Annotated in this window: 6 protein-coding genes, 21 tRNA genes and 2 rRNA genes; 1 reads left to right on the top strand and 28 read right to left on the bottom strand. The window is 50.7% G+C overall.

The window, feature by feature from the left end; all coding sequences use genetic code 11:
• Positions 1 to 163: 163 nt before the first annotated feature.
• From yhbH to queG, 5 genes are all read right to left on the bottom strand, one after another.
• Entirely contained in the window at positions 164 to 1,321 is a 1,158-nt protein-coding gene (gene yhbH, locus AP057_RS01025) for a sporulation protein YhbH (RefSeq protein WP_055357852.1), read from the bottom strand.
• 253 nt (positions 1,322 to 1,574) lie between these two features.
• On the bottom strand, positions 1,575 to 3,470 hold the full coding sequence (locus AP057_RS01020) for a PrkA family serine protein kinase (protein WP_055357851.1): 1,896 nt from the start codon (positions 3,468 to 3,470) through the stop codon (positions 1,575 to 1,577).
• A gap of 323 nt (positions 3,471 to 3,793) precedes the next feature.
• A complete protein-coding gene (trmL, locus tag AP057_RS01015; RefSeq protein WP_011229988.1) occupies positions 3,794 to 4,267 on the bottom strand; it encodes a tRNA (uridine(34)/cytosine(34)/5-carboxymethylaminomethyluridine(34)-2'-O)-methyltransferase TrmL in 474 nt (157 codons plus the stop codon).
• A gap of 20 nt (positions 4,268 to 4,287) precedes the next feature.
• Positions 4,288 to 5,151 (bottom strand): amidase domain-containing protein, encoded by an 864-nt coding sequence (locus tag AP057_RS01010; protein ID WP_055357850.1) that lies wholly within the window; start codon positions 5,149 to 5,151, stop codon positions 4,288 to 4,290.
• A 61-nt stretch (positions 5,152 to 5,212) separates the two neighbouring features.
• Positions 5,213 to 6,355, bottom strand: coding sequence for a tRNA epoxyqueuosine(34) reductase QueG (queG, locus tag AP057_RS01005; protein WP_055357849.1), 1,143 nt, complete (start codon positions 6,353 to 6,355; stop codon positions 5,213 to 5,215).
• Between the two features lie 52 nt (positions 6,356 to 6,407).
• Here queG and AP057_RS01000 point away from each other — a divergent pair, with 52 nt between their 5' ends.
• The gene (locus tag AP057_RS01000) at positions 6,408 to 7,073 is read left to right on the top strand and encodes a B3/4 domain-containing protein (protein ID WP_055357848.1); all 666 of its coding nucleotides are present in this window, start codon (positions 6,408 to 6,410) and stop codon (positions 7,071 to 7,073) included.
• A gap of 298 nt (positions 7,074 to 7,371) precedes the next feature.
• Here AP057_RS01000 and AP057_RS00995 read toward each other — a convergent pair.
• The 23 genes from AP057_RS00995 to AP057_RS00885 all read right to left on the bottom strand — a co-directional run.
• Positions 7,372 to 7,443: transfer RNA gene (locus AP057_RS00995), tRNA-Glu, on the bottom strand.
• A 4-nt stretch (positions 7,444 to 7,447) separates the two neighbouring features.
• Positions 7,448 to 7,540, bottom strand: a tRNA-Ser gene (locus AP057_RS00990).
• Positions 7,541 to 7,547: 7 nt separating this feature from the next.
• Positions 7,548 to 7,622 (bottom strand) — tRNA-Asn (locus AP057_RS00985).
• A 200-nt stretch (positions 7,623 to 7,822) separates the two neighbouring features.
• Positions 7,823 to 7,896: transfer RNA gene (locus AP057_RS00980), tRNA-Ile, on the bottom strand.
• Positions 7,897 to 7,902: 6 nt separating this feature from the next.
• Positions 7,903 to 7,973 (bottom strand) — tRNA-Gly (locus tag AP057_RS00975).
• 176 nt (positions 7,974 to 8,149) lie between these two features.
• Positions 8,150 to 8,222: transfer RNA gene (locus AP057_RS00970), tRNA-His, on the bottom strand.
• Positions 8,223 to 8,229: 7 nt separating this feature from the next.
• Positions 8,230 to 8,305: transfer RNA gene (locus AP057_RS00965), tRNA-Thr, on the bottom strand.
• A 208-nt stretch (positions 8,306 to 8,513) separates the two neighbouring features.
• Positions 8,514 to 8,604: transfer RNA gene (locus AP057_RS00960), tRNA-Ser, on the bottom strand.
• Between the two features lie 22 nt (positions 8,605 to 8,626).
• Positions 8,627 to 8,703, bottom strand: a tRNA-Ile gene (locus AP057_RS00955).
• Positions 8,704 to 8,708: 5 nt separating this feature from the next.
• Positions 8,709 to 8,785: transfer RNA gene (locus tag AP057_RS00950), tRNA-Met, on the bottom strand.
• 17 nt (positions 8,786 to 8,802) lie between these two features.
• Positions 8,803 to 8,875, bottom strand: a tRNA-Ala gene (locus AP057_RS00945).
• An 8-nt stretch (positions 8,876 to 8,883) separates the two neighbouring features.
• A tRNA-Pro gene (locus AP057_RS00940) sits at positions 8,884 to 8,957 on the bottom strand.
• A gap of 6 nt (positions 8,958 to 8,963) precedes the next feature.
• Positions 8,964 to 9,037, bottom strand: a tRNA-Arg gene (locus AP057_RS00935).
• Positions 9,038 to 9,040: 3 nt separating this feature from the next.
• Positions 9,041 to 9,126 (bottom strand) — tRNA-Leu (locus AP057_RS00930).
• A 5-nt stretch (positions 9,127 to 9,131) separates the two neighbouring features.
• Positions 9,132 to 9,206: transfer RNA gene (locus tag AP057_RS00925), tRNA-Gly, on the bottom strand.
• 7 nt (positions 9,207 to 9,213) lie between these two features.
• Positions 9,214 to 9,286: transfer RNA gene (locus AP057_RS00920), tRNA-Lys, on the bottom strand.
• Between the two features lie 312 nt (positions 9,287 to 9,598).
• A tRNA-Thr gene (locus AP057_RS00915) sits at positions 9,599 to 9,671 on the bottom strand.
• 208 nt (positions 9,672 to 9,879) lie between these two features.
• A tRNA-Phe gene (locus AP057_RS00910) sits at positions 9,880 to 9,955 on the bottom strand.
• A 174-nt stretch (positions 9,956 to 10,129) separates the two neighbouring features.
• Positions 10,130 to 10,205: transfer RNA gene (locus AP057_RS00905), tRNA-Asp, on the bottom strand.
• Positions 10,206 to 10,210: 5 nt separating this feature from the next.
• Positions 10,211 to 10,287 (bottom strand) — tRNA-Met (locus AP057_RS00900).
• Positions 10,288 to 10,459: 172 nt separating this feature from the next.
• Positions 10,460 to 10,535: transfer RNA gene (locus AP057_RS00895), tRNA-Val, on the bottom strand.
• A gap of 8 nt (positions 10,536 to 10,543) precedes the next feature.
• Positions 10,544 to 10,660, bottom strand: a 5S ribosomal RNA gene (gene rrf, locus AP057_RS00890).
• Positions 10,661 to 10,942: 282 nt separating this feature from the next.
• Positions 10,943 to 11,429: ribosomal RNA gene (locus AP057_RS00885) — 23S ribosomal RNA — on the bottom strand; the annotation flags it as partial.

Raw genomic sequence — 11,429 nt, 5'->3', positions numbered from 1 at the left:
CCAGCGCCAATGCTATTGACMGATGACGCTCCACGMAATGAAGACGTGCTTSKCGCCGTGCTYGCCATGGCGGCGACGCTGCAAAAGCAATAACTTATTTTAGGGAGGGCGATTGCCCTCSYTTWCCAWWMAGMWWWAYCCYMKKWTYTMRGMTGCYAGAGGGTCARACGRSCTSCTTGYTCTCTTCTTTGCGGAAAAAWRTTTTCAWYGCSTGGAACACATCKGAYTTTTGCTTYAAAATATARTASCKGAAYTTYTCRTSYTTMATRTTGCSRTAYGCCSRCATGAGKGTRGARKGGCGGTTGTACTGGTTGACTTCTCCATACCCAAACATGTTCGACACTTTCATCAGCTCTTGAACAAGCTTCACACAGCGGGCATTGTCCGATGTCAAGTTGTCGCCGTCGGAGAAGTGGAACGGATAAATGTTGTAGCGCGACGGAGAATACTTCGTTTCGATCAGTTCCAGCGCCTTGCGGTAGGCGGATGAGCAAATCGTCCCGCCGCTTTCCCCTTTCGTGAAAAATTCATCCTCGCTGACAACTTTCGCTTCCGTATGATGGGCGATAAAGGCGATGTCCACCGTTTCGTATTTCGTGCGCAAAAAGCGGGTCATCCAGAAGAAAAAGCTGCGTGCCATATATTTTTCCCACATGCCCATCGAGCCGCTTGTGTCCATCATGGCCAAGACAACGGCCTTCGATTCCGGCTTGACGACTTCATTCCACGTTTTAAACTTCAAATCTTCACGGTAAATCGGATAAAAGCCTGGTTTGCCGTTCATGGCATTGCGCTTGAAGGCAGCGAGCATCGTCCGCTTCTTATCGATATTCCCCATCAGCCCGGTGCGGCGGATGTCGTTAAATTCGATATGTTGGGTTACATTTTGATCCAGCTCTTTTCGTTGCAAGTTGGGCAGCTCCAATTGGCTAAAGAACGCTTCCTCAATCTCCATCAGTGACACTTCAGCTTCGTAATAATCTTGGCCCGGCAAATCGCCAGCACCTTGGCCTTTTCCTGGCCCTTGCCCCTCCCCGCTTCCGTCTCGGGCCACGACATCGCCGACTTGGCTGTCTCCGTTTCCTTGGCCGACGTGTTTGTTTTTCTCATAATTGTAGCGAATTTTATATTCATCCAGCGAGCGAATCGGAATCTTAATTACATCGCGTCCGTTGGACATAATGATGCTTTCTTCCGTAATCAAATCCGGCAAATTGTTTTTGATCGCTTCCTTTACCTTTTCTTGATGCCGCTTTTGATCGTCATATCCTTTGCGGTGGAGGGACCAGTCTTCTTTCGATACAACGAAATTCCCTTTCATATTTTCCCCTCCCTCTAGAAATGTTGATCTATCAAGGCTCCTTTGTTAAAATGGTTCTCACACTTTTCACTTTCCCGCATATACTTATGTTGGCGTCATCAAAACGGACCATCACTATGCCAAGTTGTTTATTTTATCCTATGCAAAAATTCAAAATAATTGACAGATGAATGCCGAAAATAGAAAAGCGAACAACGGACGGACAAGCCCGATTATCGATGCAAAAAAGCATGCCCCGGCGCTCTAGGCATGCCTAGCGGTTCAACAAGCTGCCGACATAACGGAGCAATTCATTGGCTGACGTGGAGTTGTACCCGTATTCATCAATGAGGCGGGCGACGACTTCGTTAATTTTTTTCAACTGCTGCTCATCCGGTGTTTTCGTCGACGTTGTAATTTTGACAATGTCCTTTAAATCCGCAAACAATTTCTTCTGGATCGCTTCCCGCAACCGTTCATGTGAATTATAATCAAACCGCTGTCCTTTTCGTGCATATGCCGAAATGCGAATTAAAATTTCTTCGCGAAACGCTTTTTTCGCATTTTCGGAAATGCCGATTTGTTCCTCGATCGAGCGCATCAGCTTTTCATCCGGATTCATTTCCTCACCCGTAAGCGGATCGCGCAGTTTCGTCTTGTTGCAGTACGCCTCGACGTTGTCCAAATAGTTATCCATCAACGTTTTCGCTGACTCTTCATACGAATAGACGAACGCCTTTTGCACTTCTTGTTTGGCGATTTCATCATACTCCTTGCGCACGAGCGAAATGAAATTCAAATACCGCTCGCGGTCTTCCTTCGTGATCGACGGATGCTGATCCAACCCTTCTTTCAACGAACGAAGCACGTCAAGCGCATTGATCGACAGCACTCCTTTGCGAATGATGCAGGCAGAAATGCGGTTGATGACATAGCGTGGGTCGATGCCGCTCATCCCCTCGTCCGGATGCTCCTTTTTCAGCTCCTCCACATCGACCTCGCTGAATCCTTCGATCATTTCGCCATCATACAAGCGCATTTTCTTCAATAAATCCACATCCGGCCGCTTCGACTCTTTCAGCCGAGTCAAAATCGTAAACATGGCCGCAATCCGCAATGTATGCGGGGCGATATGCACGTCGGCGACATCGCTTTCGCGGATCATTTTTTCGTAAATGCGCTCTTCTTCCGAGACGCGCAAGTTGTATGGAATCGGCATGACGATGATGCGCGAATGGAGCGCCTCGTTCTTTTTGTTGGCGATGAACGACCGATATTCCGTTTCGTTCGTATGAGCGATAATCAATTCGTCGGCGCTGATTAAAGCAAACCGCCCAGCCTTGAAATTGCCTTCTTGCGTCAGCGACAGCAAATGCCAAAGAAATTTTTCATCGCACTTTAACATCTCTTGAAATTCCATAATCCCGCGGTTGGCTTTGTTCAGCTCGCCGTCAAACCGGTACGCGCGCGGGTCGGACTCGGAGCCGTATTCCGCGATCGTTGAAAAATCGATGCTTCCCGTTAAATCGGCGATGTCTTGCGATTTTGGATCAGACGGACTGAACGTCCCGATGCCGACGCGGCGGTTTTCCGAGAAGAAAATGCGCTCCACTAGCACGTCTTCAATGCGTCCGCCGTACTCTTTCTCAAGCCGCATCATATTGAGCGGCGACAGCTCGCCTTCGATGCGAATGCCGTATTCGCGGTAAAAATCGTCGCGCAAATGGTGAGGAATGAGGTGAAGCGGGTCTTCATGCATCGGGCACCCTTTAATCGCATAAACGGCTCCGCGCTCCGTTTTGGAGTACTCCTCAAGCCCGCGCTTCAGGAGCGTTACCAACGTCGATTTCCCGCCGCCGACCGGCCCCATCAGCAGCAAAATCCGTTTCCGCACATCAAGCCGCTTCGCCGCCGGGTGGAAATATTCCTCAACGAGCCGCTCAAGCGCCTCCTCAAGCCCGAACAGGTGCTGGCTGAAAAACTTATATCGTTTCCGCCCATTCACCTCTTCGACCCCAGCATCTTTGATCATATTATAAACACGCGAATGAGCCGACTGGGCCACCCACGGCTTTTCTTTTAAAATCTTTAAATACTCGGCAAACGTTCCTTCCCATTTCAACTTTTCTTCCTCTTCCCGATACCGGGCGATTTTTTGCAAAATATCCATAAAGGACCTCCTCACCCTTGGATGTCTAACAGCAAGATTATTACAATTTATGCGAGGATGTCCCGTATCATTCGCCGCAAAAAATTTTGTCTCCTAACAACCAACTGCGGTCATTCACATGCTTAGCCATATTCGCTATAATAAAGAGGGAAACGCCTGCCACTTTCATTATGAAGGAGGAACAAACGATGCGCACGTTGCTTGTGCTAGGGGTTATCATTGCGTTTTTGACGGCCATTTTCACCGCTGGCTATGAAGACAAACCAGACGTCAGACAATAAGACCAAAAAAACGACCTCCAGAGCGAAGGTCGTTTTTTTTGTTTATGACAACCCATAAAACCGTTGTTGGCGCAACGCTTCGTACACTAAAATGGCAGCCGTGTTCGACAAGTTTAACGAGCGTACTTTGTCATTCATCGGGATGCGAAGGCAACGGTCCATATTGGCCTCAAGCAGCTCCTTCGGCAGTCCGGTCGTTTCACGGCCGAACACAAAGAAAATATGTTTTTCTGTATCGCTGAAATCAAACGAATCATAATACCGGCGCCCGAATTTCGTAATGAAATAAAACTCCCCTTCCGGAAAGCGGGCGAATAGTTCATCAAGCGAGTCATAATACGAAATATTGACATACGGCCAATAATCAAGCCCGGCGCGCTTTAACATTTTATCATCCGTAGAAAAACCGAGCGGGCGGATCAAATGGAGCGACGTATCGGTTGCTGCGCACGTACGAGCGATGTTTCCAGTATTGGCTGGAATTTCTGGCTGGTATAGCACTACATGAAGCGGCATTTCCTTCACCTCAGCAACGTTTATTTGCGATCGATGATGTGAAAAAACTTATAGCGAATGTTCGGCGTATAGGCGCTTGAATCTTCATACGACCAATAGCGCATTCGGCTGTTTGTCGTATGGGCGTTCACAAGCGGCATCCCGTTCTGATCTTTCGCCACCACAATCGTTGAGTGGTCGAAGCGTCCGTCCCCTTGAAAATCATAACAGATGACATCGCCTGCCATCAATTGCTCCGGCTCCGCCACTTCCACCGCCTGCAAGCCAATGCGCGACCCGCTCAAATACCAACGAAAGGAATGAGCGACAGCCCAGCTGTAACTCCAACTTCCGTTTTGACACCACCATCCCCTCGCCCGGTTCGGATAGCCCGTCATCGGTGCCCCGCCCGCATACAAGCATTGGGAAACAAAATTCGTGCAATCCACCGGAAACGACGGAAACACCGGGTTATGCCGATTCCACCACGTTTCCGCATACCGCACCGCCCGGGCGCGGTCATACTGGTAAGAAAGACGATCTCCCGTCCATTGCTCTCGTTCGACGCGCGGCTCCTCCATATCCCCCCCCAATCGGTTGATCGGTTCATCAGCAACAAGCTCACCGCCAACAAAACAGGCGCATCGCTCCTCAACCTGTTCTTCTATATATAGTGAACCCCTTTGCTTAATTAAAAATTGATGGTGGGCAATATACATCACTTTCGCTTCCCGCTCAATGGTCTGCCTGCCGACAATTTGCCCCCGGATCGTGCAACGAACGATCTCCGCACCGCGCTTTTGGCAAAGCTGTTGCTTTCTTGCCGCCTCTTCGCTTCGGATATTGCTTTCCGACACAAACGAGCGGGCTCGCTCATCCAACCACGCGCGCAACTGTTTTTTCATGCTGCTTTCCACCACTTTCGTTTTTGTTACTACCTTATGTGGGGAAGCTGCGTTTTTTTCCCTATTCCTTTGCCTCAGCCAACAGTTTTAGTCCTTTTTCAATCTCAGCGATCACATCGGCATCCGCCTCCATTTGCCGCGCGGCCTCCAAATAAGGCTTAGCGCTTGGATCCCCGATTTTCCCGAGCGCCCACGCCGCCGTCCCGCGGATGACGGGACGGCTATCCTCTTTCAACAAACGCAGCAAATGCGGCACCGCGGTTTGGTCTTTGTAATGGGCAAGCGCCAGAATGGCATTGCGCTGAATCGGCTTTTTCCCACGCCATGAACCCGCCATGGCCCCAAATGTTTCTTGAAATTCACGGTTGCTCATCTGAAGCAGCGGGATGAGTTTCGGCTTTACCGCTTCCGGATCCGGCTCGAATTCCGGATGCAAATGAAAGTCTTTTCCCTTATTTTCCGGGCAGACTTGCTGGCATGTATCGCAGCCATACAGCCGATTCCCGATTTTCTCTCGAAACTCGTCGGCCAAAAAGCCTTTCGTTTGTGTTAAAAAGGAAAGGCACCGCTGTGCGTTCAGTTGTCCCCCTTGCACAAGCGCCCCAGTCGGGCAGGCATCAATGCATTTCGTGCACGTGCCGCATCGGTTTTCAACCGGTTCATCAGGGGGAAATGGAATATTCGTAATCATTTCTCCCAAATACACATACGATCCAAACTCTGGTGTAATAATAGAGCAGTTTTTGCCACTCCAACCGATCCCTGCCCGTTCCGCCACCGCCCGATCGGCGAGCTCTCCGGTATCCACCATCGAGCGAACGCGGGCATGGGGCACTTTGGCCAGCAAAAACTCCTCGAGCTGCTGCAAACGTTCCCGCAACACATTGTGGTAGTCCTTTCCCCATGAAGCGCGGCAAAAAACGCCGCGCCGTTCCGTCTTTGTCCCCCGCGGCGCATTTTTCATTTTAGACGGATAGGCAAGAGCAATGGCAATAATCGATTTTGCTTCCGGAAGAAGCAATGAAGGATTCGTCCGTTTCTCAATATCTGGTTCCTCAAAACCGGACTGATAGCCGAGCTCCTGCTGGCGGCGCAGCCGTTCCTTTAATTCCACAAACGGATCAGCGCTCGCAAATCCGATTTTATCAATGCCGATTGACCGACTGTACTCAATGACTTCCTGCTTTAATGCCATAACATCCATCGTTTTCCCTCCTTTCGTCATATATGGTAAAATGAAATCCGAGGTGATCAAGATGAAATGCGTGATATCAGAACAACTAAAGCAACGCCTTCCTTCTGGTAAATTCGGCGTCATCCGCTATTATCATATCGAGGTCAGCGATTCACCGCAAATGTTAAGGGGGCGGCTTGAGCTGTTTCAAGAATCTCTTTACATCGAGCTGCAGGAAAAGTCGATTGCCGACATTCCTGAAATGGTCGAATGGCGCCGTACTTTCAAACAAATCGGAACGGACCCAAGCCGCTATCGACCGTCAAGTGAAAGCCTGTACCGACGCATCCAGAAAAAAAGCTTCATTCCGCCTATCCATTCAGCGGCAGACATAAACAACTTTTTTTCACTCTATTATAAAATTCCGCTCGGCATCTATGATCTAGACCGCATCAACGGGACAGTGACGCTCACGATCGGCACGGAAAAAGATGAATACATCGCGTTAAACGGCCGCACAGTCAACTTTGCCAACAAACTCGTCAGCAAAGATGAACGAGGGCCGTTTGGCAGTCCGATCGTCGATTCGGAGCGGACCGCCGTGACGAGAGAAACGAAAAACGCTTTGCAAATCGTTTACTTTCTCCCATCAACGCCAGAAGAAACCGCCAAGCGCCATCTTCAAGCCATCCAAACGATGTTTGTGCAAATTCATGGCGGCGAAGCCGACGCCCAATTGTTCGTTTGATCTTCTCCCCCCACTTTCCTGCCGTTGGAAACGGGGGACTCCCTCCCTACCTGAACTCTCTCCCTACGCTCACGCGTGGAAGTGAGGGTCTTCTCGGTTTAGGGTGGTAAATAAAAAAACGCAATGCCTCGTTCTTTAACGAAACGAAACACTGCGTTGTCCCCAACAATCATAACGTAATTTTAAAGCTAACGAGAGATATTATAACAGACTTCCACACGCATCGCAAGAAAAAACGCAAAAATCGACAAAAGAAATTGTACAAAAGGGCACCAGAATCTCTGGTGCCAGCAACCAGTGACCCGTACGGGATTCGAACCCGTGTTACCGCCGTGAAAGGGCGGTGTCTTAACCACTTGACCAACGGGCCATTATGGCGGAGAAGGCGGGATTTGAACCCGCGCGCCGCAAAACTGCGACCTAACGGTTTAGCAAACCGTCCCCTTCAGCCACTTGGGTACTTCTCCAAAGAAATGGCTCCGCAAGTAGGATTCGAACCTACGACCTACCGGTTAACAGCCGGTTGCTCTACCGCTGAGCTATTGCGGAATGATGAGTAAGAAAGCTAGCCCAATACTTGCCCTGTCCCTTCCTCTGCCAGCGCTAATTCTAGGAAGCGAGATGCGTCGAGGCAACTCGCAGCAAATTCGAAGATGTGAAGCTCGTCGCTCCGATTTTGCTGTGGAACAATGGGGCATTGTTCGCCCATTATTATAGCGAATGACCCAAAAATATTCAATGGAAAATAATGGGCCTAAGTGGACTTGAACCACCGACCTCACGCTTATCAGGCGTGCGCTCTGACCAGCTGAGCTATAGGCCCATCAAAAGCGGGTGATGGGAATCGAACCCACGACATCAGCTTGGAAGGCTGAGGTTTTACCACTAAACTACACCCGCATAATATTTGGCTTAACATCCGCCACGCTATTTCCATGCCCCTTCCTCTACCAGCTGATTCATAGAAGCCAGATGCGTCGGGGCAACTCGAAGCTAATTCGATGATGCAGATGCTCGTGGCTGAGGTTTTACCACTAAACTACACCCGCAAATATAGAATATAATATAATGAAAAGGGCGACTAGTGGGAATCGAACCCACGCATGCCAGAGCCACAATCTGGTGCGTTAACCACTTCGCCATAGTCGCCTCGTTCTGGTGCCGGCTGCAGGACTTGAACCCGCAACCTACTGATTACAAGTCAGTTGCTCTACCAATTGAGCTAAGCCGGCACATTTAACATGAGTTACTGGCTCATATGATCTGCTCGGTTGTGCCTCTTCCTCTACAAGCTGATTCGAGGAAGTCAAATGCTAGGTGTCCCTTCCTCTGCAAGCTTATTCAAAGAAGTGGGATGCGTCGGGACAACTCGAAGCAGATTCAACGATGCGAATGCTCGTCTCTACCAATTGAGCTAAGCCGGCACGATTTTAAAGTGCATGGCGGAGGAGGAGGGATTCGAACCCCCGCGCGCCTTGCGGCGCCTCTCGGTTTTCAAGACCGACCCCTTCAACCACTTGGGTACTCCTCCAAAAAAGCAACAATAATAATAATGGTGGACCTTGTAGGACTCGAACCTACGACCGGACGGTTATGAGCCGTCTGCTCTAACCAGCTGAGCTAAAGGTCCGATAATGGTGGCGGTGGAGGGGATCGAACCCCCGACCTCACGGGTATGAACCGTACGCTCTAGCCAGCTGAGCTACACCGCCAAATTTAAGTCAAAAGGTGGAGCCTATCGGGATCGAACCGATGACCTCCTGCTTGCAAAGCAGGCGCTCTCCCAGCTGAGCTAAGGCCCCATGATAAATCGGGAAGACAGGATTTGAACCTGCGACCTCACGGACCCGAACCGTGTGCTCTACCAAGCTGAGCTACTTCCCGACAAAACGCGCTCGAGAGGATTCGAACCCCTAACCTTCTGATCCGTAGTCAGATGCTCTATCCAATTGAGCTACGAGCGCACGTGCCGAGGGCCGGACTCGAACCGGCACGGTAGTCACCTACCCCAGGATTTTAAGTCCTGTGCGTCTGCCAATTCCGCCACCCCGGCGGAAGTGGAGCGGAAGACGGGGCTCGAACCCGCGACCCCCACCTTGGCAAGGTGGTGTTCTACCGCTGAACTACTTCCGCAAGACGATGAGCCATGGAGGACTCGAACCTCCGACCCTCTGATTAAAAGTCAGATGCTCTACCTACTGAGCTAATGGCTCATGGTTGGGTATACACTCACAGTGAACGATGTCCCTTCCTCTACTAGCATATTCGAAGATGCAAGATGCGTCGGGACAACTCGAAGCCAACTCGATGATGCATCGCTCGTTGCTCTACCTACTGAGCTAATGGCTCATGGTTAAGATAACACTCTAAGCTTCATTTCACTCTACCTGCCCCTTTCTCTACAAGCTTATTCGAAGAAGTCAAGTGCGTCGGGGCAACTCGAAGGCAACTCGAAGCCAACTCGAAGATGTATCGCTCGTTTCTGAGCTCATGTTTCGCTAGTTGAATTTTTTCAAAATGGAAGATGCCGGCTGCAGGACTTGAACCCGCAACCTACTGATTACAAGTCAGTTGCTCTACCAATTGAGCTAAGCCGGCACATTTAACATGAGTTACTGGCTCATATGATCTGCTCGGTTGTGCCTCTTCCTCTACAAGCTGATTCAAGGAAGTCAAATGCTAGGTGTCCCTTCCTCTGCAAGCTTATTCAAAGAAGTAGGATGCGTCGGGACAACTCGCAGCAGATTCAACGATGCGAATGCTCGTCTCTACCAATTGAGCTAAGCCGGTATAATTTATAGTTTGATGGTGGCTCGGGACGGAATCGAACCGCCGACACAAGGATTTTCAGTCCTTTGCTCTACCGACTGAGCTACCGAGCCATATATTATTTTTTAACTCGCTCGTTGAATTGCTCTGTGCCTCTTCCTCTACCAGCTGATTCAAAGACGCTCGATGCGTTGAGGCAACTCGAAGCGAATTCGATGAAGCAGATGCTCGTCTCTACCGAATGAGCTGCTGAGCCGTATTTTTCATCTTTCACAATTTTGAAAGAATGGCGGTCCCGACGGGACTCGAACCCGCGATCTCCTGCGTGACAGGCAGGCATGTTAACCACTACACTACGGGACCAATTTTGGTTGCGGGGGCAGGATTTGAACCTGCGACCTTCGGGTTATGAGCCCGACGAGCTACCGGACTGCTCCACCCCGCGGCGATAGGAAATGATTCAGTTTCGATCATGTTCTGAGTAAATTTTTCGTTGCCCCTTCCTCTACTAACTGATTCGAGGAAGCCAGATGCGTCGGGGCAACTCGAAGCGGTTTCGAGGAAGCAAAGGCTTGTTGCTCCACCCTACGGCGATAAGAATACACAATTGGTGTAAGTGGTGGAGGATGACGGGATCGAACCGCCGACCCCTTGCTTGTAAGGCAAGTGCTCTCCCAGCTGAGCTAATCCTCCACGAAATTGCCTAGCAGCGACCTACTCTTGCAGGGGCGCTGGCCCCAACTACCATCGGCGCTGGAGGGCTTAACTTCCGTGTTCGGGATGGGAACGGGTGTTTCCCCTCCGCTATCACCACTAGGCAAGCGATTCAGTTTCGACATCATTTATTATACTTAAAAAATAAATGTTGTCAAGAAGGAAAGTCATTCCTTCAAAACTAGATAACCGTTTCGGGAAGAAGCCGGGACGCTTTCACTTTTCATTGTCTAGCTCCGGCTCGCCGCCGCTCGCCTGCGCTTTTCACTGTCTAGTTCCGGCCGCCATCGGCTCGCGACGCTTCGGTCCTGCTGCGGCGGGCTAAGCCCGCTCGCAGGCCCTCCAGCGCGCCTCGCCGATAAGCAGGCGGCCTCCACTTTTCTTGTTAGGTTAAGCCCTCGATCGATTAGTATCCGTCAGCTCCACGTGTCGCCACGCTTCCACCTCGGACCTATCGACCTCGTCATCTTCGAGGGATCTTACCCGCCTGACGCGGTGGGAAATCTCATCTTGAGGGGGGCTTCACGCTTAGATGCTTTCAGCGCTTATCCCGTCCGCACATAGCTACCCAGCGGTGCCCCTGGCGGGACAACTGGTACACCAGCGGTGCGTCCATCCCGGTCCTCTCGTACTAAGGACAGCTCCTCTCAAATTTCCTGCGCCCGCGACGGATAGGGACCGAACTGTCTCACGACGTTCTGAACCCAGCTCGCGTACCGCTTTAATGGGCGAACAGCCCAACCCTTGGGACCGACTACAGCCCCAGGATGCGATGAGCCGACATCGAGGTGCCAAACCTCCCCGTCGATGTGGACTCTTGGGGGAGATCAGCCTGTTATCCCCGGGGTAGCTTTTATCCGTTGAGCGATGGCC

It is taken from the genome of Geobacillus sp. Sah69, assembly GCF_001414205.1.
In the GTDB taxonomy this organism is placed as follows: Bacteria; Bacillota; Bacilli; order Bacillales; family Anoxybacillaceae; genus Geobacillus; species Geobacillus stearothermophilus.
This window is presented reverse-complemented; position numbering and strand designations above follow the sequence as displayed.

Coding starts and splice junctions, on each gene's coding strand:
- AP057_RS01020 (WP_055357851.1), bottom strand. CDS start 3,470: ATGGATATTTTGCAAAAAATCGCCCGGTATCGGGAAGAGGAAGAAAAG.
- trmL (WP_011229988.1), bottom strand. CDS start 4,267: ATGCCGCTTCATGTAGTGCTATACCAGCCAGAAATTCCAGCCAATACT.
- AP057_RS01010 (WP_055357850.1), bottom strand. CDS start 5,151: ATGAAAAAACAGTTGCGCGCGTGGTTGGATGAGCGAGCCCGCTCGTTT.
- queG (WP_055357849.1), bottom strand. CDS start 6,355: ATGGATGTTATGGCATTAAAGCAGGAAGTCATTGAGTACAGTCGGTCA.
- AP057_RS01000 (WP_055357848.1), top strand. CDS start 6,408: ATGAAATGCGTGATATCAGAACAACTAAAGCAACGCCTTCCTTCTGGT.